The 18,534-nt window shown below is 70.2% G+C and carries 19 protein-coding genes and 2 tRNA genes; 3 read left to right on the top strand and 18 right to left on the bottom strand.

Annotation, left to right across the window (positions count from 1 at the left end):
* Positions 1–360: 360 nt before the first annotated feature.
* The 3 genes from ACFVJX_RS09245 to ACFVJX_RS09235 all read right to left on the bottom strand — a co-directional run bounded on the left by ACFVJX_RS09245 (position 361) and on the right by ACFVJX_RS09235 (position 2,528).
* Positions 361–433, bottom strand: a tRNA-Ala gene (locus ACFVJX_RS09245).
* Between the two features lie 111 nt (positions 434–544).
* Positions 545–778 carry a hypothetical protein gene (locus ACFVJX_RS09240; protein ID WP_024494568.1) on the bottom strand — a complete coding sequence of 78 codons (234 nt, stop codon included), beginning with the start codon at positions 776–778 and terminating at the stop codon, positions 545–547.
* A gap of 274 nt (positions 779–1,052) precedes the next feature.
* Positions 1,053–2,528 carry an MFS transporter gene (locus ACFVJX_RS09235; RefSeq protein WP_384128019.1) on the bottom strand — a complete coding sequence of 492 codons (1,476 nt, stop codon included), beginning with the start codon at positions 2,526–2,528 and terminating at the stop codon, positions 1,053–1,055.
* Between the two features lie 194 nt (positions 2,529–2,722).
* Here ACFVJX_RS09235 and ACFVJX_RS09230 point away from each other — a divergent pair, with 194 nt between their 5' ends.
* Positions 2,723–3,553, top strand: a complete 831-nt coding sequence (locus ACFVJX_RS09230; RefSeq protein ID WP_384128094.1) for a helix-turn-helix transcriptional regulator — start codon at positions 2,723–2,725, stop codon at positions 3,551–3,553.
* On the opposite strand, the gene ACFVJX_RS09225 is transcribed toward ACFVJX_RS09230, so the two are convergent.
* The 7 genes from ACFVJX_RS09225 to ACFVJX_RS09195 all read right to left on the bottom strand — a co-directional run bounded on the left by ACFVJX_RS09225 (position 3,535) and on the right by ACFVJX_RS09195 (position 7,872).
* Positions 3,535–3,607 (bottom strand) — tRNA-Ala (locus ACFVJX_RS09225). The two genes, ACFVJX_RS09230 and ACFVJX_RS09225, sit on opposite strands and share 19 nt — an antisense overlap.
* A gap of 128 nt (positions 3,608–3,735) precedes the next feature.
* Positions 3,736–4,389 carry a histidine phosphatase family protein gene (locus ACFVJX_RS09220; RefSeq protein ID WP_384128092.1) on the bottom strand — a complete coding sequence of 218 codons (654 nt, stop codon included), beginning with the start codon at positions 4,387–4,389 and terminating at the stop codon, positions 3,736–3,738.
* Positions 4,386–4,817: a ribosome silencing factor gene (rsfS, locus tag ACFVJX_RS09215; RefSeq protein ID WP_384128017.1), complete on the bottom strand. Its 432-nt coding sequence runs from the start codon at positions 4,815–4,817 to the stop codon at positions 4,386–4,388. Before rsfS ends, ACFVJX_RS09220 begins: the two co-directional genes overlap by 4 nt.
* A gap of 181 nt (positions 4,818–4,998) precedes the next feature.
* A complete protein-coding gene (locus ACFVJX_RS09210; protein WP_384128015.1) occupies positions 4,999–6,798 on the bottom strand; it encodes an LCP family protein in 1,800 nt (599 codons plus the stop codon).
* A gap of 19 nt (positions 6,799–6,817) precedes the next feature.
* On the bottom strand, positions 6,818–7,435 hold the full coding sequence (gene nadD / locus ACFVJX_RS09205; protein ID WP_384128014.1) for a nicotinate-nucleotide adenylyltransferase: 618 nt from the start codon (positions 7,433–7,435) through the stop codon (positions 6,818–6,820).
* 38 nt (positions 7,436–7,473) lie between these two features.
* The gene (locus ACFVJX_RS09200) at positions 7,474–7,635 is read right to left on the bottom strand and encodes a hypothetical protein (RefSeq protein ID WP_266778681.1); all 162 of its coding nucleotides are present in this window, start codon (positions 7,633–7,635) and stop codon (positions 7,474–7,476) included.
* 84 nt (positions 7,636–7,719) lie between these two features.
* On the bottom strand, positions 7,720–7,872 hold the full coding sequence (locus ACFVJX_RS09195; protein ID WP_164494319.1) for a hypothetical protein: 153 nt from the start codon (positions 7,870–7,872) through the stop codon (positions 7,720–7,722).
* 110 nt (positions 7,873–7,982) lie between these two features.
* Between ACFVJX_RS09195 and ACFVJX_RS09190 the strand changes: the two genes are divergently transcribed.
* Positions 7,983–9,119: a M48 family metallopeptidase gene (locus ACFVJX_RS09190; RefSeq protein ID WP_384128012.1), complete on the top strand. Its 1,137-nt coding sequence runs from the start codon at positions 7,983–7,985 to the stop codon at positions 9,117–9,119.
* Here the strand turns inward: ACFVJX_RS09190 and ACFVJX_RS09185 are convergent.
* The 5 genes from ACFVJX_RS09185 to proB all read right to left on the bottom strand — a co-directional run bounded on the left by ACFVJX_RS09185 (position 9,043) and on the right by proB (position 14,249).
* A complete protein-coding gene (locus tag ACFVJX_RS09185) occupies positions 9,043–10,167 on the bottom strand; it encodes a hypothetical protein (RefSeq protein ID WP_384128011.1) in 1,125 nt (374 codons plus the stop codon). The two genes, ACFVJX_RS09190 and ACFVJX_RS09185, sit on opposite strands and share 77 nt — an antisense overlap.
* A gap of 293 nt (positions 10,168–10,460) precedes the next feature.
* Positions 10,461–11,057 (bottom strand): hypothetical protein, encoded by a 597-nt coding sequence (locus ACFVJX_RS09180; protein ID WP_384128010.1) that lies wholly within the window; start codon positions 11,055–11,057, stop codon positions 10,461–10,463.
* Positions 11,058–11,122: 65 nt separating this feature from the next.
* The gene (locus ACFVJX_RS09175; protein ID WP_384128008.1) at positions 11,123–12,406 is read right to left on the bottom strand and encodes a glutamate-5-semialdehyde dehydrogenase; all 1,284 of its coding nucleotides are present in this window, start codon (positions 12,404–12,406) and stop codon (positions 11,123–11,125) included.
* 70 nt (positions 12,407–12,476) lie between these two features.
* Positions 12,477–12,977 (bottom strand): hypothetical protein, encoded by a 501-nt coding sequence (locus ACFVJX_RS09170; RefSeq protein WP_384128007.1) that lies wholly within the window; start codon positions 12,975–12,977, stop codon positions 12,477–12,479.
* 144 nt (positions 12,978–13,121) lie between these two features.
* Positions 13,122–14,249: a glutamate 5-kinase gene (gene proB / locus ACFVJX_RS09165; protein ID WP_384128006.1), complete on the bottom strand. Its 1,128-nt coding sequence runs from the start codon at positions 14,247–14,249 to the stop codon at positions 13,122–13,124.
* A gap of 202 nt (positions 14,250–14,451) precedes the next feature.
* Between proB and rfbC the strand changes: the two genes are divergently transcribed.
* A complete protein-coding gene (gene rfbC / locus ACFVJX_RS09160; protein WP_384128005.1) occupies positions 14,452–15,096 on the top strand; it encodes a dTDP-4-dehydrorhamnose 3,5-epimerase in 645 nt (214 codons plus the stop codon).
* A gap of 30 nt (positions 15,097–15,126) precedes the next feature.
* Here rfbC and rfbD read toward each other — a convergent pair whose 3' ends face one another.
* From rfbD to ACFVJX_RS09145, 3 genes are read right to left on the bottom strand one after another with little or no spacing between them, the layout of a single operon-like run.
* Complete coding sequence (gene rfbD, locus ACFVJX_RS09155; RefSeq protein ID WP_384128090.1) at positions 15,127–15,975, bottom strand: dTDP-4-dehydrorhamnose reductase; 849 nt, start codon at positions 15,973–15,975, stop codon at positions 15,127–15,129.
* A gap of 32 nt (positions 15,976–16,007) precedes the next feature.
* Positions 16,008–16,994 carry a dTDP-glucose 4,6-dehydratase gene (gene rfbB / locus ACFVJX_RS09150; protein ID WP_384128004.1) on the bottom strand — a complete coding sequence of 329 codons (987 nt, stop codon included), beginning with the start codon at positions 16,992–16,994 and terminating at the stop codon, positions 16,008–16,010.
* A complete protein-coding gene (locus ACFVJX_RS09145) occupies positions 16,991–18,061 on the bottom strand; it encodes a glucose-1-phosphate thymidylyltransferase (RefSeq protein ID WP_384128002.1) in 1,071 nt (356 codons plus the stop codon). Before ACFVJX_RS09145 ends, rfbB begins: the two co-directional genes overlap by 4 nt.
* Positions 18,062–18,534 lie beyond the last annotated feature (473 nt).

The following is an 18,534-nucleotide window of genomic DNA, read 5'->3' as shown; positions in this document are numbered from 1 at the left end:
CACGCGTCTACGGAAACGAAAAATCCCCTCGCACAGGAGGGGACGCCGCGCCGATGCCGACCAGGCATTCTCACCGGTCGGGAGTGATCAGCGCGGCTCGCTAAGCAGAAGGCGTACGGCACGCATGGCGTCAGGGTACCGCACAGGCCCGGCTGCCATCCGGGCACCGCCGATCCGTGGACGGAGCCGGGCGTGAACCGTGCGGCAGAACGTCCGGGCAGTCCCCCGCGCCGTCCGCTCTGTCACCGGGCACCGGGCACCGGTCGGGAGGCGCTGGGCTGCGGCCGCGGTTGATGTGATGTGCGGCTACACGAACAGCGGGCCATCCGATTCGGATGACCCGCTGTTCGATCTTCACTGTGGAGCTAAGGAGAATTGAACTCCTGACCTCCTGCATGCCATGCAGGCGCTCTACCAACTGAGCTATAGCCCCGTGCCTCGCCGCCCGGTCTCCCGCGGCGACATCGAGAACATTACCGGTCCCCCCGGCCGTCCACCAAATCGTTTCCGGTCTGCCCGGTTCCACCCTGACGGCGGGGCCGGGTCAGGCGGTGGCGAAGGAGTAGAAGCGCTTGAGCGTGCAGTGCTCTTCCAGCAGACGGCCGTAGATCGGCTCCCCCTCCAGCTCCCGGTAGGTCTCGATGGGGTCGCCCTTTATGACAAGCGCCCGCGCGCATTCCTCGCACCAGTACTGGTAGTCAGGGTTGACCGGGTCCATGTCCCTGACGATGGGCGTACCGCTGCCGCACCAGTCGCATTTCCGCCTGTGTGCACCCATGGATCAGCTCCGGCGGCCGGGGGCCGTGCACAGGGGAACGGGACGGCTCGTACACGGGGGAACGGGACGGCTCGAAGACGGGCGATGGGAGCGGCTCGAAGATGAGGGAAGGGCGCGGCTCGTACACAAGGTAAGGGGGCGGGCCGCTCGCGGGGCCGGGGGCGGAGCGGGCAGGTCGGGGACCTCGTGGCGACTCGCATGCATCGCGCACTCCCTCCCGTTCGGTCCGTCGCCCCCTCCGGCGGTCCGATTCTGCCATGACCCCGCAAGGGGGTCAGCCCCGCTGAGATCCCACTGTCCGCCGACGCCTCACCAGACCCGCCAGGACACCCACGACCGCGGCTGCCGACAGTGCGAGAGCGCATACCCACAACGCCTCTCCCGAACCCTGCGCCCCGGGCGCAGCAAGGCGGTTGAGGTAGAGCGTGCCGAACGCGGCGACGCCGGTCAGCTGACCGAGCTGGGTGACGGTCACCAGCACACCGCTGGCATCCGCGGCATCCTCCGTCCGTACGTTCGACAGGGCACCCGTAAGAGTGGGACTGAAGCCCAGCGCCAACCCGACACCGATCACCACGAAGACGACGTACAGCCCGGCCCCGCCGTCGCCGCCGTGGCGCATCAGGAACCCCAGAGCCGCCGAGCCGACCGCCACGAGCACGAACCCGGCCGGGACCAGGAAGCCCTGGAGCCGGGCCGGCCAGCGCCGCCAGGTCAGCCCGACCGCGCCGAAGGCCACCGCGGTCGGCACGAACATCAGCCCGCTGCGCAGCGCCGAGTAGCCGAGGCCGCCCTGCACATGCAGCGTCATCACGAAGAGGAAGCCCGCGTTGACCGCCATCACCAGGAGAATCCGCAGCGCGGCCCGCGCGATACCGGGGATGCGGAGCACGCCCAGCGCGATCAGGGGCGTGCCGCCACGCGCTGCCAGCCGTGTCTCGTACACCGCGAATCCGGCGAGGAACACCACGGAGGCGACCAGGCAGATCCAGGTCCAGGCCGGCCAGTCCAACTCCTGTCCGAGCACCAGCGGAACGGTGAACAGGCTGACCGCGGCGGCGAGCATCAGCAGCCCCGCCAGATCCAGTCCGCGGGCCCGCGCCTCTTTTCTGGCCCGCCCGGTGCGCGGCTCGCCCGGCAGCACCCGGATGCCGAGCACCAGCAGAACGAGTCCGATCGGCACGTTGACCAGGAAGACCGGCCGCCAGCCCGTTCCGAACAGATCGGCGCTGACCAGCACCCCGCCCACCACCTGCCCGGCGGCGGCCCCGGTGGCCAGCACCGCCGCGTAGGCGCCCAGCGCGCGGACCCTGGCCTCTCCGCTGAAGTGCTGCTGGATCAGGCTGAGCACCTGCGGGATCATCACCGCCGCGCCGACGCCCTGGACCACCCTGAAGGTGATCAACTGACCGGTTCCGGCCGCCAGTCCGCAGGCGAGCGAGGCGACGGTGAAGACGCCCAGGCCCACCAGGTGGGCGCGGCCGTGCCCGAAGACACTGCCGAGCCTGGCGCCGGTGATGAGCAGCACGGCGTACGAGATGGTGTACCCGGCCACCACAAGCTGCAACCCGGCTCCTGAGGCGCCGAGTTCGGTACGGATGGTCGGAGCTGCGACGTTGACGATGAAGATGTCGAGCAGCGCCATGAACTGGGCCGCCAGCACCAGGGCGAGCAGCCGTGCGGGGCGTCTGTCGGTGGTGGGGTCTTTACTGGTTGTGGAACGTGGAGTCGCCTCGGAGGTCGTGGTCATGACTCCAGGCTGGTCCCGGCCTCATACGGGTAACGAGAGCCCGCTGATGCTGGTACTGGCAGCACCTGGCAACACCGGGGCGGTGCACCGACGATGGGGGTGTGACGACGGTGACGGCACGACATCGACCAGCACACGAGCGACCGGGCCGACGGCCGGAGCTCGCCGACTTCCTGCGCAGCCGCCGGGCCCGGGTGACACCGGCCGACGTGGGCATGGCGCCGGGGTTCCGGCGACGCACCCCGGGCCTGCGTCGCGAGGAGGTCGCCCAGCTCTCGGGGGTGGGGGTCACCTGGTACACCTGGCTGGAGCAGGGCCGCCCGATCAACGCCTCCGCACAGGTCCTGGACGCGGTGGCGCGCACCCTGCGACTGGACCCGCCGGAGCGCGAACACCTGTACCACCTGGCCGAGGTGGCGTACATACCGGGCAGACAGTCCGACACGATCGAGGTCGGCCAAGAGGTACAGGGCATCATCGACGCGCTCGACCCGCACCCGGCGGTCGTCTACAACACGCGGTACGACGTGCTGGCCACCAACCCCGCCTACCGCGACCTCTTCGGCGTACCCGAGATGATGGACACCGGGATACGCAACGTGCTGTGGGCGCTCTTCACGGTGCGCGAGGACGACTGCCCGCTCGTCCACCGCACCCAGGAGCTGCCGCTCATGGTGGCGACCCTGCGGGGTGGCTACGGGCGCCATACGGGCGAGCCCGCCTGGGAGACGTTCGTCGCGGACCTCTCCGCCGCAAGCCCCTACTTCGCCCAGCTGTGGCGCAGCGGGGACGTCGCTCCGCCCGGCCCCCGGGTGAAGGCCTTCCGGCACTCCGCGGCGACCACGGAGATCCGGATGACGTCGGTGTCGCTCTCCGTCAACGGGCTGCCGGAGTGCCGGATCGTCGCGTACACCCCGGCCGACCGGGAGAGCGAGGAACAGATGACGATGCTGCGCGGCCGTGAACAAGAAGATCCCGCCCCCCTGTGGGGACGGGATCCTGATTGTGGAGCTAAGGAGAATTGAACTCCTGACCTCCTGCATGCCATGCAGGCGCTCTACCAACTGAGCTATAGCCCCGCTGTCCGCTGTTTTTCCCTGCGTTTCCGCGCTGCGAACAAGAAGAACTTTAGCCTGTGACCAGCCGGAAAGTGAAATCAGGCCGGTGCCGCCCGACGGTGCTGTCCGGGCCGTGTCCGCAGGCCCGGTCAGTCGTCGTCGCCGAGCACCGGCTCGGGCAGTGTGCCCGCGTTGTGCTCCAGCAGACGCCAGCCGCGTGCGCCCTCGCCAAGAACCGACCAGCAGCAGTTGGTGAGCCCGCCGAGCCCTTCCCAGTGGTACGACTCCAGGCCCAGCAGCCGGCCGATGGTGGTCCGGATGGTGCCACCGTGACTGACGACGACGAGCGTGCCGTTGTCCGGCAGCTTGTCGGCGTGTGCGAGCACGACGGGGGCCGCCCGGTCGGCGACCTCGGTCTCCAGCTCGCCGCCACCGCGTCGCACCGGCTCGCCGCGCTTCCAGGCCGCGTACTGCTCGCCGAACCGGCCCACGATCTCCTCGTGGGTCAGGCCCTGCCAGGCGCCCGCATAGGTCTCACGCAGGCCGGGGTCGTGCGCGATGCCCAGACCGGTGATCGCGGCAAGCTCGGCGGCCGTGGCCGCCGCCCTGCGCAGATCGGAGGCGACGATCGCGTCCGGCTTCAGCGAGGCGAGCAGCCGGGCGGCCCGACGGGCCTGTCCGACACCTGCCTCCGTCAGCTCGATGTCCGTGGAGCCCTGGAACCTGCGCTCCAGGTTCCACGCCGTCTGGCCGTGTCGCCAGAGGACGATCCTGCGGCCCCTGCCGCTTCCGCTGCCGTTCAGCTCTGGTCACCTTCCGTGCCGCCGGTGAGCTGTGCGTGCTCCTCGGCCTTGCCGCGGGTCTTCACGGCGTCCTCGGGCAGAGCGATCTCGGGGCAGTCCTTCCACAGACGCTCCAGCGCGTAGAAGACGCGCTCCTCGCTGTGCTGGACATGGATGACGATGTCGACGTAGTCGAGGAGGATCCAGCGGGCGTCGCGGTCGCCCTCGCGGCGGACCGGCTTGGCGCCGAGCTCCTTCTGGAGCTTCTCCTCGATCTCGTCGACGATCGACTTGACCTGACGGTCGTTGGGGGCCGAAGCCAGCAGGAAGGCGTCCGTGATCGACAGCACATCGCTGACGTCGTACGCAATGATGTCGTGCGCGAGCCGGTCGGCGGCCGCCTGAGCGGCAGCGTTGATGAGCTCGATGGAGCGGTCCGTGGCGGTCACAAGCAGGCTTTCGTCGGCGGGCAGATCAACCCCTAGGGTCTCACGGACCGCCGACAGCTCACGCAGTCATTGTTCGAAGATCGCGCAGGGGTCTCCCGGGACAGACGGGCGGCCGACCCGGGACGGGCGCGGCCGGCCCCGGGAAAACCCGGAGCCGAGCCGCGGCCGGCCTGCGGCCGAGCTAGTTGATCTTGTAGTCCTGGCCGATGACGACGGACACGTCCGCGTTCCCGGCGGGTTTGCCCTTCTTCACCGCGGTCGCCGGCAGATCGAGGGTCTTGGCGACCTCGCTCGCCTTCTCCTTGTCCGCGGCGTCCTTGTAGACGACCTCGGACGATGCCACCGCTTCGGACTTCCCGCTGTTGACGAAGGCGTAGCCGCCGTTGACGAGCTTGATCCGGGCGGACTCCGTGCCGCCGTCGTTCCCGGTGGCGTTCTTGATGCCGACCCGTACCGCGGCGTCCGCCGCCGGAGCCTTGACCGTGCCGCCCAGGATGTCCTTGACGACGCTGTCGGTGGCCGCGTCGGTGAGGCTGCCGTCCTCCTGGACCGGCAGCAGTGCCGTCTTGTAGTCGCCGACCTTGGCGTGCTCGGCCAGCTTGGCAAGCGAGGCGCCAAGATCCTTCTCGGGGAGCGAGGGGTCGAGGATCTGGGCCAGCGTCTGCACGGTGACGGTGGCGGCCTTCGGATCGTCCGAGATCTTCCGCAGCATTCCGCGCATGACCTGCCCGAACCGCATCAGCTGCTTGGCCTCGGCCTCACCGGGGCCGCGGTAGGTGGCGTAGGCGACGGCCATCGGACCGCTGAGCGTCTGCCCCTTGCCCTTCTTCACCAGGGGCGCGGCGCCCTTCTTCGCGTCGGGCACGTCCGTGTCGGTGTCGACCTCGATGTTGCCGACCAGGTCGACGAGGTTCTCCAGGTACGGGGTGTCGAGCCGCCAGGTGCCGCTGATGTCGGTGCCCAGCAGCGTGTCGATGGACTCACGGGTGCCGGTCGTTCCGTCGTCGTCGACCGACTTGCCGAGCGTGCTCGTGGTGCCGTCCTCGTCGGAGACGGCGAGCGAGTTGGGCAGCAGGACCGTGGCCCCCTGCTTGGTGGTCACGTTGTCCACGAGCAGGGCCGTGGACGTACCGCCGGCCTTGGTGTTGTGGAGGTGGACCACGATGACGTCGCGTCGCTGCGGACCTGTCGTCGCCGTGTCGTCCTTCTCCGATGAGGAGAAGCCGGGGAGCTTGTCCGCGGACCACAGATAGCCCACACCGCCGACCACGACCAGGACCACCGCGACGATCAGCGCGACCATCCGGTTGTGACCCCGGCGGCGTGCCTCCTCGCGGCGCTCGCTGCGGCTCTCGGTGAACTTGAGCCAGTCGATGACGTCTTCGGAGTCCTCGTCGGGCTCCTCGATGAACGAGAACTGCTCGGTGCGGTAGTCACGGTCGCCGCGCCGCTGCCCGGGGACGGCGGCCTCCCCGTCGGCGTCCGGTGCCGGAGCGGGGTCGCTCGGCGGCGGCACGGGCGCGGGGGCCGGAGCGGGCGGCGGGGCCTGCTGCGGAACGCTCCACTGCTGAGTGGTGTCGACCACTGCGGGCTGCTGCCCGGTGTCGTAGCCGTAGCCGTCGTAGCCGTAGCCCTGCTGCGGCGGCTGGGGCTGGTGCTGCTGGGGCTGGTGGGGCTGGTGGGGCTGGTGCTGCTGGGCGCCGTACGGGTCGTACTGCTGCGGTGGCGGACCCTGTTGCTGTTGCTGCTGCTGCTGCTGGGCGTACGGGTCGTAGCCGTACCCCTGGTCCCCCTGGGGCGCCTGCTGCCCGGGGTGCGGCTGGCCCTGTTGGCCCTGCTGGCCCTGCTGGCCCTGCTGCTGACCGTACGGGTCGTACTGCTGCTGTCCGGGCTGCTGGTACACCGGCTGGCCGTACTCGTCGTAGCCGACGATCTGCGGCTGCTGGTAATACGGGTCGTACGGATTCTGTCGGTCGTTCACCGGTGCCCCTCTCCGTGGCTCATTCGCCGCGGTAAAGCTGGCGCTTGTCGATGTAACGGACCACACCGTCCGGAACCAGGTACCAGACCGGATCCCCCTCGGCGACCCTCTCGCGGCAGTCCGTGGAGGAGATCGCCAGCGCGGGGACCTCCACCAGGGAGACTCCCCCCGCCGGCAGGCCGGCGTCCGTGAGCACATGCCCCGGCCGGGTCACACCGATGAAGTGGGAGAGCGAGAACAGCTCGTCGGCGTCCCGCCAGGTGAGGATCTGGGAAAGCGCGTCGGCACCGGTGATGAAGAAGAGGTCCGCTTCCCCGTGGGCCTCGCGCAGGTCCCGCAGGGTGTCGATCGTGTACGTGGGGCCCTTGCGGTCGATATCGCTCCGGCTGACCGAGAACTGCGGGTTCGACGCGGTCGCGATGACCGTCATCAGGTAGCGGTCCTCGGCGGCGGACACCTGCTTGTGGCTCTTCTGCCACGGCTGCCCGGTCGGGACGAAGATCACCTCGTCGAGCTGGAACTGGGCGGCCACTTCACTGGCCGCCACCAGGTGTCCATGATGAATCGGGTCAAACGTCCCGCCCATCACGCCGAGTCGGCGCTTTCCGCGGCCGGTAGGCACTTCCTGCTCTCCCATGCGTGCAGAGCCTACTGGCACAGCTGTACGCCTCCGCCTCAGCGGTCGCGGTTGAAGCGCGTGGTGATCCACAGAAGGAGGAGAAGCGCGACAAACGCACCGCCACCGGTGAGGTACGGGCTGAGGCTTTCGTGGTTGCCGCCGTGCTCGCCCTCGGCGGCGACGGTGACCAGCTGGTGTGCGGTGCTCGTGAGGCTCATCTTCGGCAGGACCTATCGATCGGGAGTCGGAGGGAAGACGTCGCGGACATCGTATGCGGGGGCTCCGGGCACGCCCACGCCGACTCAGTCGTTGTTGTCGTCGTTGCGGTATCCGCGCAGCAGGAACCAGGCCAGCAGCGCGGCTCCGACGAGCGAGACGAGCAGCACGATGCGGAGCGTGTTGCCCGGTCCCTGTTCTTCGGATGCGGCGGCGAGCAGAGCAACGGTGTGCGGCATGTCGGGCGTCTCCTCAGTTATCCACAGCCCCCCGCACACCGTAGCGCCAGCACATACGCTGGGATTTGTCAGGGGGCGAGCGACGTCTCGTACGAACAGGGGGCCCATTCATGACCGAAAGCAGCCACGAGAGTCACGAGAACGTGCCGAGCAGGCAGCGCAGGCGCTTCCCGGGAATCTCGTCCCGGGCGTACGAGCACCCGGCGGACCGCTCGGCGCTGGTCGCCCTGCGCAAGCTGACCGGTTTCGACACCGTCTTCAAGGCACTGAGCGGCCTGCTGCCCGAGCGCAGTCTGCGACTGCTCTTCCTCTCGGACTCCGTCCGGGTGAGCGACGCCCAGTTCTCCCATCTCAACAGCATGCTGCGGGACGCGTGTTACATCCTGGACCTGGAGAAGGTCCCGCCGATGTACGTGAACCAGGACCCCCAGCCCAACGCCATGTGCATCGGCCTGGACGAGCCGATCATCGTGGTGACGACGGGTCTGGTGGAGCTGCTCGACGAGGAGGAGATGCGGGCGGTCGTCGGCCACGAGGTGGGGCACGCCCTCTCCGGTCACGCCGTGTACCGCACCATCCTGCTCTTCCTCACCAATCTCGCCCTGAAGGTCGCCTGGATCCCCCTCGGCAACGTCGCGATCATGGCGATCGTGACGGCGCTGCGCGAGTGGTTCCGCAAGTCGGAGCTCTCCGCCGACCGTGCCGGGCTGCTGGTCGGCCAGGATCTGCAGGCCTCGATGCGCGGACTCATGAAGATCGCCGGAGGCAACCACCTCCACGAGATGAACGTGGACGCCTTCCTCGCCCAGGCCGACGAGTACGAGAAGGGCGGCGACCTGCGCGATTCCGTGCTGAAGATCCTCAATGTGCTGCCGCGTTCGCACCCGTTCACCACGGTCCGCGCGGCCGAGCTGAAGAAGTGGTCCGAGACCCGCGACTACCAGCGGATCATGGACGGGCACTACCCCCGTCGCGACGAGGACAAGGACACCTCGGTCACGGACTCCTTCAAGGAATCCGCCTCGCACTACGCCGATTCGGTGCGCAGCAGCAAGGACCCGCTGATGAAGCTGGTCGGCGACATAGCGGGCGGCGCGGGCGATCTGGGCGGCAAGCTCCGTGACAGGTTCACCGGCGCGGGAGGCGGCGCCGGAACCGGCAAGGGCGACGCTACGGACGGCTCACAGGAGCCCCGGAGCCCTGAGGACCCCGAGGGGCCGCAGGAGCCCGGGACGGCGGGGAGCTGACCTCCAGCGTTCCGCACAGCGCCGCGGTGGGCCGGTCCGTCTCGTACGGGTCGGTGCCCGCGGGGCCCCGGGAGACCGCTCGCCGGCCGGCGAGCAGCGGCCGCAGCGCGCCGCTCGTGTCTGCGGTGCAGGACTGCGGTCCGGCCTGGACGTCGCTGGTCCGCACCTCCACCCGGCCCAGCCGCAGATCCTCCCGGTCGAGCCGGAACCGCAGCTCCCGCCGCACGGTGAACAGCGAAGCCCCGTCGGCCTGCTGGGGGCCGGAGACGGCCGGGCGGAGGGCGTAGGTGAAGGTGTGGTCCGACACCACCTCCAGGGCGTCGGCCCCCACCTCGGCGTATCGCAGGGTGCCCCGGACGCGGACCTCCGGAGCGGGGGCCACCTCGGCCGGGTCGAAGCGCACGAGCCAGCCGGTCGCCGCGTGCCGCCCGTCTCCGTACGGCCCGCTCATGCTCCGCTCGAACTGGACCGTCTGATCCGGATCGAGCAGCGCCTCCACCGGTCGGACGGTGTTGCCGCCCAGGACGTCCGGGTCGAGCGAGGAAGCGACCAGGTAGTTCTTGACGGTGGCCAGGGCGGCGACGACCTGGCTCGCCGAGAAGTTGTCCGTCCGCCCGGCGACCGGCGGATTGATGCCTTCGGCGCCCTCGGGGTAGTGGGCGGCGGGGCTCTCCGCGAACAGTCCGGCCGGGGTGCCCGCGGGGACGGTGCCGCGAGGCGCCAGGGGGACGAAGGTCATCCGCAGCGCCTCGGCCCGCCTGCCGACGGGCGTCTGGTAGGGGTGGCGGAAGCCCATGAAGACGGCCGTGCCGAAGGCCAGGGCTATCAGCACGATCAGGACGAGCGCCGTCCTGGACCCGGTGCGCAGGGTCCGGCCCGGCAGGCTGCGCACAGCACGGGCGTGCTCGCCCATCCGCTCCTGGGCGGAGAATTCCTGGAGCCGGGCGGCCCGGACGAAGGACTCGTCGAAGACGAGCGACCGGTACTCGTCCTCGCCGCCGCTCGCGCTGTTCTCCGCCGAACCCTCTGGATCTCCGTGGTCTGCCATGAATTCTCCCGACTCCACGTCACCGACCGGAGGCCGGTGCGGTGCGCCCCCGCCCCGGCCGGAAGGCCTGGACGGAGCCTGCCCGGCATGCGGGGGCATGACGGGCAAGTGAGGAGCCCCCTCTTCGAACGGTGAGGGGTCATACCTTCAGAGTAGGTCGATTACGGCAACGGTAAACGCGGAGACCGGCGGATACCGGCCTGGGCTACCGGCGGACGGGCATGGCGCCCGGAACCGACGAAGACGCTCAGGGAACCCGTCCAGGACCGCCGGGGCGCGGGCCCCGGGGGCCCTCAGGGCGTGCGGGGGGCCGCGGAGACCACCGGGCGGAGGTAGCCGCCCGAGGCGGACGGCACGGCAGAAGGCGCCGGGGCGCTGTCCACCCCGCTGGTCGCCGGTGGCGGGACCTGGTCCTGCCGGTCGCCCGAGGTATTGCGGTAGACGGCGCTGAAGGCCAGCGCGACCATCCCGATGCCCATCACCAGGGCGAGCAGCCAGGCCACCGGTCGGTGCCAGCGTGCGGCCCCCCGGTAGGGGCGCAGCGCGCCGCCGTGCGGCCCGTAGGGGCCGCTCTCGTAGTAGTCGCCGTCCGGACCTGGACGGTCGTCGTAGTCGCTCTCGCCGCCGTATCCGCCGCCCGGCCCGTAGCCGTCGTCGTAGAGCTCGTCGTCCAGCGGGCCGCCGCCGGAGCGGGCCCGGTGGGCCTCCGCCTCGGCGCGTGCCTCGGCCGCCGCCGACAGTCGCTCGACAGCGGAAGGTTCGTGGAAGAAGGCGGCCCGTACGAAGTCCTCGTCGAACACCACGGAGGCGAAGTCCTTGTCCGCGCCCCCGCGGTCGTCGTCGGGCTCCCAGCCGTTCGGGAACGGCCTGCCCCCCACGTCGTCCGGCACGGATTCAGCCTAGACCCGGTGGGGCGTTTTCGGCAGGGAGACCGCACATTCTCCGCATCCCGAGCTCACCTCACATGGCCGTCGCCGGTCACGATGTACTTCGTCGAGGTCAGTTCCGGCAGCCCCATCGGGCCCCTGGCGTGCAGCTTCTGGGTGGAGATACCGATCTCGGCGCCGAAGCCGAACTGGCCGCCGTCGGTGAATCGCGTCGAGGCGTTCACGGTGACCGTCGTCGAATCCACCAACTGGGTGAAACGGCGGGCCGCGGCCTGCGATGTGGTCACGATCGCCTCGGTGTGACCGGACGACCAGAGCCGGATGTGCGCCACGGCCGCGTCCAGCGACTCCACGACGCCGGCCGCGATGTCGTACGAGAGGTATTCGGTCTCCCAGTCCTCCGGCGTCGCCGGCACCACGGTGGCCTTGGACCCCTCGGCGTACTCCAGGACCCGCTCGTCGCCGTGCACGGTCACCCCCGCCTCGGCCAGCGCGTCCAGGGCCCGCGGCAGGAAGGCGTCGGCGATGTCCTTGTGGACCAGGAGCGTCTCGGCGGCGTTGCAGACGCTGGGGCGCTGTGCCTTGGAGTTGACCAGGATCTCGACGGCCATGTCGAGGTCGGTCAGCGCGTCCACGTACACATGGCAGTTGCCGGTGCCGGTCTCGATCACCGGGACGGTGGACTCCTCGACGACGGTGCGGATCAGCGAGGCGCCGCCGCGCGGGATGAGCACGTCGACCAGTCCGCGGGCGCGCATCAGCTCACGTACGGAGTCGCGGTTCTCGCCCGGCACCAGCTGCACCGCGTCGGCCGGCAGCCCGGAGCCGCCGACCGCGTCGCGCAGTACCCGGACCAGTGCGGTGTTGGACGAGCGGGCGGAGGACGAACCGCGCAGCAGGACCGCGTTGCCCGACTTCAGGCAGAGCGCGGCGGCGTCCACCGTCACGTTGGGCCGGGCCTCGTAGATGATCCCGACCACGCCGAGCGGCACCCGGACCTGTCGCAGGTCGATGCCGTTGGGCAGCGTCGAGCCGCGGACCACCTCGCCGACCGGGTCGGGCAGCGCCGCCACGTCGCGCACATCGGCGGCGATGGCGCGGATCCGCTCGGGGTTGAGGGTGAGCCGGTCGACGACCGACTCGCTGGTCCCGGCCTCGCGGGCGCGCGCCACGTCCTCTGCGTTGGCCGCGATGATGTCGCTGGTCCGTACTTCGAGCGCGTCCGCGATCGCCAGCAGCGCGTCGTCCTTCGCCGCGCGCGGAAGTGGCGCGATGTCGGCGGCTGCGGCGCGTGCCCGGTAGGCGGCCTGGGCGACCGGGGACATGTTGTCGTACGGCGAAAGCGTGGTCATGCCCGCAGAGTAGTGCGCACACTGCGGGCATCCGTCACGTATCCCGTGATGCGAGACAGCCGCCGGACGGTCAGTACGGGTGCACACCGACCGGGGCCGCCGGGGGCGGCCCGTACCCCTCGGCGATGCGCTGGTGGTACGTCTCGCGGTCGATGACCTCAAGGCCGACGATCTCCCACGGCGGCAGACCGGCGCTGGAGCGGTGCTCCCCCCACAGCCGCAGGGCGACCGCCGCCGCGTCGTGCAGGTCTCGGGCCTCTTCCCAGTAGCGGATCTCCGCGTGGTCGTTGGCGTACCGGCTGGTCAGCAGGAACGGGTGGTCGTGGGCGAGCTGTTCGAGGCCGCGTCTGACCTCCTTCAGCGGAATCTCGGCACCCGAGACGCAGAGAGTGATGTGCCACAGCTTCGACTGGGTGCGCTCCTGGCTCACCACCGTCTGTTCGGGCCGGGTGGTCCGCTCGTCCCTCCGGTCCGCGGACAACCTCCCGTCGAAGTCGGCGCCTGCTCCGACGCTGGTCAGGGCGCGGCCACCCGTTCCTCGGGGCGGCGCCCCCGGGCGCGCTCGTCTCACCGGCGGCCTCCTGTGAATGTGTTGCTGTGCTGTGTACCCCGCAGTGTCCCTGCTACAAAGTGGACCAGTCCGCGGCCCGGCGTGGGGCGGTTTTCGTGAAGGTCTCTGCCCGAAGGCCGGACTTTCAGCCGTTTCAGGGATTTGTCAGCTGTGCAGAACGACAAGATCGTCCCTGTGTACGACCTCGCGTTCGTAGGCGGGCCCGAGTTCGCGTGCCAGATCGCGGGTGGACCGGCCGAGGAGCTGCGGAATCTCCTTCGCGTCGAAGTTGACGAGCCCGCGCGCCACCGGCCGGCCGCGCAGATCGCGCAGTTCCACCGGGTCGCCCGCGGCGAACTCGCCCTCGACCGCGGCGATCCCGGCCGGCAGCAGCGAGCTGTGCCGTTCGACGACCGCCTGCACCGCACCGTCGTCCAGGGTCAGTGAGCCCTGCGGGGTGGAGGCGTGGGCGAGCCACAGCAGCCGGTCCGCGCTGCGGCGTCCGGTGCGGTGGAAGTACGTACCGGTGTCGCGGCCCGCCAGCGCGTCCGCCGCGTGGCTCGCCGATGTCAGCACGACCGGGACGCCCGCGGCGGTCGCGATCCGGGCGGCCTCGACCTTGGTGACCATGCCACCGGTCCCGACGCCCGCCTTGCCCGCGCTGCCGATGCTGACCCCGGCCAGATCGGCGGGGCCGGTGATCTCGGCGATTCGGGTGGTGCCGGGGATGCTCGGGTCGCCGTCGTAGAGGCCGTCCACGTCGGAGAGGAGGATCAGCAGATCGGCGCGGACCAGATGGGCGACGAGGGCGGCGAGCCGGTCGTTGTCGCCGAACCGGATCTCGTCGGTGGCCACGGTGTCGTTCTCGTTGACGATCGGCAGCGCGCCCATGTCCAGGAGCTGGTCGAGGGTGCGGTAGGCGTTGCGGTAATGGGCCCGGCGGCTGGTGTCGTTGCTGGTGAGGAGCACCTGGCCGACGCGTACGCCGTAGCGGGCGAAGGAAGCGGTGTAGCGCGCGACGAGCAGTCCCTGGCCGACGCTGGCGGCGGCCTGCTGCCTGGCCAGGTCCTTGGGTCTGCGGTGCAGTCCGAGCGGTGCGAGTCCGGCCGCGATGGCGCCGCTCGAGACGAGGACGACCTCCCGCTCGCCGCCGCTGCGCACCTTGGCGAGCACGTCGACGAGCGCGTCGACGCGGTCCGCGTCGAGGCCGCCTGCGGCGGTGGTGAGGGAGGAGGAACCGACCTTGACGACGATCCTGCGGGCCTCCGTGACGCCCTGCCTTGCCCCTGACACGCGTATCCCCCGTGGTTCGCCCTCGATCGGAATCCGCAATCTACGCGAGCACGGAAAACGGCGCCTTCGCATTCCGTACCGTGGACCCCGATTCGTCCGCATCCGTACCGTTCCGTATCCATCCCGCCCCGCTGCTCGTTGCAGGAGACGTCGGCATCACGACGGCAGGACTCGGCGAACTTCAGGAACAGGACGTGATCGCATGCGCCAGCTCTCCATCCCCGGGGCCTGGGTGCACGAGCCCGAGGTCATCACGGACGGCCGCGGCACCTTCCACGAGTGGTTCAGGGCCGCGGACCTGGACGCGGCGGCGGGGCATTCGCTGGGGCTCGCACAGGCCAACTTCTCCACCTCCGCCCGGGGCACGCTGCGCGGGATCCATTTCGCCGATGTGCCGCCCGGTCAGGCGAAGTACGTGAAGTGTGTGCGCGGCGCGGTGCTCGACGTGATCGTGGACGTCCGGGCCGGCTCGCCGACGTACAAGCGGTGGGAGGGGGTGCGCCTCGACGACAGCGGTCACCGTGCGGTCTATCTCGCCGAGGGGCTCGGCCACGCCTTCATGGCGCTGACGGACGACGCGAGCGTCCTCTACCTGTGCTCGCAGGGCTACGCCCCCACGCGTGAGCACGGCATCGATCCGCTCGACCCGGAGCTGGGCATCGACTGGCCGCTGGACGTGGCCCCGTTGCTCTCCGGGAAGGACGCGACCGCTCCCTCGCTGGCCGAGGCCGAGGAGCGGGGGCTGCTCCCCTCGTACGCGGAGTGCGAGGCGTACTACGCGCGGCTGCGGGCGGCCGGTCCGTCCCCGGCCGGGACGCGGGCCGGGGAGCCGGCGCTCACGACCTGACCCACGGGTGGCCGCCCGTCCGGGCACGGTTCAGGGGCGTTCCGCGGCGAGCAGCGCGGGGAACGCCTCGCCGAGCGCGGTGCGCCAGTCCTGGATGGGTTCGATCCCGGCTGCCGCGAAACGCCCCTGTGCGAGCACGCTGAACGCCGGCCGGGGCGCGGGGCGCACGAAGGCCGCGCTGGTGGTGGGGCGGACGCGGGCCGGGTCGGCGCCGAGCAGCCTGAAGATCTCCCGCGTGAAGCCGTACCAGGTCGTCTCGCCGCCACTGGTGCCGTGGTAGACGCCCGCCGGTGCGGTGCCCTCCAGCGCGGCCCGTCCGAGCCGGACCAGCCGGCCCGCCAGGTCGACGGTCCAGGTGGGCTGGCCGCGCTGGTCGTCCACCACGTCGAGGGTGTCCTTGACGCCCTCGAGCCTGATCATCGTGCGGACGAAGTTTCCGCCGCCCGCCCCGTACAGCCAGGCGGTGCGCACCACGTAGCCGGTGTCGGGGAGGGCCTCCAGGACGGCGCGTTCGCCTGCCAGTTTGGTGCGTCCGTAGGCGCTGCGGGGAGCGGTGGGGGCGTCCTCGTCGTAGGGGCGGGCGCCGTCCCCTGCGAACACGTAGTCGGTGGAGACGTGGATCAGGACGGTGCCTTGCTCGCGGCAGGCCTCGGCGAGGACGGCGGGCCCGGTGCCGTTGACCCGGTGCGCGGCGTCCTCCTGGCTCTCGGCGTCGTCGACGGCGGTCCAGGCGGCGCAGTTGACGACGACCGCGGGGCGGTGGGCGTCGAGGGCCTCGCGGACGCGGGCCGGATCGGCGATGTCCAGGGCGGCGCGGTCGGCACCGACGGCGGTGACGCCCTCGTGGTCGAGGGCGGCCAGCAGGTCCTGGCCGAGCATTCCGGCGGCTCCGGTGACCAGCCAGACCGGGCTCACAGGGCGGCCCTCTCCTTGAGCGGCTCCCACCAGTCGCGGTTCTCGCGGTACCAACGCACGGTCTCGGCGAGGCCGGTGCGAAAGTCCTTGCGTGGCTCGTAGCCGAGTTCCTCGCGGATCCTGGTGCAGTCGACGGAGTAGCGGCGGTCGTGGCCCTTGCGGTCCTCGACGTAGGTGACGTCGGTGTCCCAGTCGGCGCCGCAGGCCTCCAGGAGCAGCCCGGTGAGTTCCTTGTTGGACAGCTCGGTGCCGCCGCCGATGTTGTAGACCTCGCCCGCGCGGCCCTTGGTGCGGACGAGTTCGATGCCCTGGACGTGGTCGTCGATGTGCAGCCAGTCGCGGACGTGGGCGCCGTCGCCGTACAGCGGGACCTGCAGGCCCTCCAGCAGGTTGGTGACGAAGAGCGGGATGACCTTCTCGGGGAAGTGGTGGTGCCCGTAGTTGTTGGAGCAGCGGGTCACCCGGACGTCGAGTCCGTGGGTGCGGTGGTAGGCGAGCGCGATCAGGTCGCTCGACGCCTTCGACGCGGAGTACGGGGAGTTGGGCGCGAGGGGTTCGCTCTCGGTCCAGGAGCCCTCGTCGATAGAGCCGTAGACCTCGTCGGTGGAGATGTGCACGAAGGTCCGGATGCCGGCGAGGTGCGCGGCGTGGACGAGGGTGTGGGTTCCCACGACGTTGGTACGGATGAAGGCGGCGCCGCCGTCGATGGACCGGTCCACATGGGATTCGGCGGCGAAGTGCACCACCTGGTCGTGCCCGGCCATCAGGCCGGCGACCAGCTCCGCGTCACAGATGTCGCCCTGGACGAAGGCGAAGCCGGGGTGGTCGCGCACGTCGTCGAGGTTGGCCGGAATGCCCGCGTAGGTGAGCTTGTCGAGGACGGTGACGGTCACGTCACCGGGTCCGTCGGGGCCCAGCAGCGTGCGGACGTAGTGCGAGCCGATGAAACCGGCCCCGCCGGTCACCAGGATGTCGGTCGTCATGAGGAGATCTGCACCTTGCTGTGGTCGCCGAGGACGAGACGGTGGGCGGAGGGGCTCCGGGGCGCGGGGGTCACCTCGACCTCGTGGCCGATGAGGGAGGCCTCCACGCGGCGGACGCCGTCGATCGAGGCGCCCCGCAGGACGATGGAGTACTCGATCTCGCTGTCCTCGATCCGGCACTCCTGGGCGACCGAGGTGAAGGGTCCGACGTAGGCGTCGCTGATCACCGAGCGGGCGCCGATGATGGCGGGCCCCACGATCCGGCTGCGGGTGACGCGGGCTCCCGGTTCGATCCGCACCCGGCCGATGATCTCGCTCTCGTCGTCGACGTGGGCGCCCTCGGTGGACGGTTCGACCGTCTCCAGGACGGTCCGGTTGACCTCCAGCATGTCGGTGACGTTACCGGTGTCCTTCCAGTACCCGCGGATCATGGTGGAGCGGACGTCGCGTTCCTGGTCGATCAGCCACTGGATGGCGTGGGTGATCTCCAGCTCGCCGCGCCAGGAGGGGCGGATGGAGCGGACCGCCTCGTGGATGACCCGGGTGAAGAGGTAGACGCCGACGAGCGCCAGATCGCTCTTGGGCTCCCGGGGCTTCTCCTCCAGGGCCACCACCCTGCCGTCCCCGTCGAGCTCGGCGACACCGAACGAGGTCGGGTCGGGCACCTGGGTCAGCAGGATCTGGGCGTCGGGCCGGTCCGTCCGGAAGCCCTCGACCAGGCCGGTGATCCCGCCGATGATGAAGTTGTCCCCGAGGTACATGACGAAGTCCTCGTCGCCCAGGAAGCGCTGGGCGATCAGTACCGCGTGCGCGAGGCCGAGCGGCTCGGACTGCGGGATGTAGGTGACGTCGATACCGAACCGGGAACCGTCGCCGACCGCCGCGCGGATCTCCTCCTCGGTGTCGCCCACGATGATGCCGACCTCGGTGATGCCGGCTTCCGCGATGGCCTCCAGGCCGTAGAACAGCACCGGTTTGTTCGCCACCGGAACCAGCTGTTTGGCCGAGGTGTGGGTGATGGGACGGAGCCGGGTGCCTGCCCCACCGGAAAGTACGAGAGCCTTCACTGATTCTGCCCCCACGATGAGATGGCGGTCCTGTCGCGGCTGCGACCTGTCGGGCGACCTTACTTAGATTCGTCGTCCCATCTGTGGCGAAACAGCCCTCTCGGCCCGTTACCGACACATCCGGACGAAAAGCGGCGGTCGCCCGTAACCGCATAACGCCATTTCACGCACGGCCCACTCCCCTGCGCGCAATCACATTCACTTGGCGTCGAACTGAACTACGGGTGAACCCGGCCGTCGGATTTGACACCGATGTCCCGCGGCAGATGCGGAGTGGTCACCACTTTCAGGGACACATCCTGCGAATTCACGAACTCCGAATTTGGTTGCGCCCAAGCGCCTTCTTCTCACAGAACTTTCACGTTCGTCTCATGAACGGAGGAGCCGCCCTCCATATGGTGGGGCCCCTGAACCCTCATGCCCCCGGGCGTCCGGTCAGGGACCGGACCATCCCGGCCGGACCGGCCGACACG

This window comes from Streptomyces sp. NPDC127177 (genome assembly GCF_042672475.1).
GTDB lineage: Bacteria > Actinomycetota > Actinomycetes > Streptomycetales > Streptomycetaceae > Streptomyces.
This window is presented reverse-complemented; position numbering and strand designations above follow the sequence as displayed.

What these genes read in the sequence shown, in the direction of transcription:
- ACFVJX_RS09240 (WP_024494568.1), bottom strand. Translation starts at nt 778, where the DNA reads ATGGGTGCACACAGGCGGAAATGCGACTGGTGCGGCAGCGGTACGCCC.
- ACFVJX_RS09235 (WP_384128019.1), bottom strand. Translation starts at nt 2,528, where the DNA reads ATGACCACGACCTCCGAGGCGACTCCACGTTCCACAACCAGTAAAGAC.
- nadD (WP_384128014.1), bottom strand. Translation starts at nt 7,435, where the DNA reads ATGGGAGAGCAGGAAGTGCCTACCGGCCGCGGAAAGCGCCGACTCGGC.
- ACFVJX_RS09200 (WP_266778681.1), bottom strand. Translation starts at nt 7,635, where the DNA reads ATGAGCCTCACGAGCACCGCACACCAGCTGGTCACCGTCGCCGCCGAG.
- ACFVJX_RS09195 (WP_164494319.1), bottom strand. Translation starts at nt 7,872, where the DNA reads ATGCCGCACACCGTTGCTCTGCTCGCCGCCGCATCCGAAGAACAGGGA.
- ACFVJX_RS09190 (WP_384128012.1), top strand. Translation starts at nt 7,983, where the DNA reads ATGACCGAAAGCAGCCACGAGAGTCACGAGAACGTGCCGAGCAGGCAG.
- ACFVJX_RS09185 (WP_384128011.1), bottom strand. Translation starts at nt 10,167, where the DNA reads ATGGCAGACCACGGAGATCCAGAGGGTTCGGCGGAGAACAGCGCGAGC.
- ACFVJX_RS09175 (WP_384128008.1), bottom strand. Translation starts at nt 12,406, where the DNA reads ATGACCACGCTTTCGCCGTACGACAACATGTCCCCGGTCGCCCAGGCC.
- rfbC (WP_384128005.1), top strand. Translation starts at nt 14,452, where the DNA reads ATGCGCCAGCTCTCCATCCCCGGGGCCTGGGTGCACGAGCCCGAGGTC.
- rfbD (WP_384128090.1), bottom strand. Translation starts at nt 15,975, where the DNA reads ATGCTCGGCCAGGACCTGCTGGCCGCCCTCGACCACGAGGGCGTCACC.
- rfbB (WP_384128004.1), bottom strand. Translation starts at nt 16,994, where the DNA reads ATGACGACCGACATCCTGGTGACCGGCGGGGCCGGTTTCATCGGCTCG.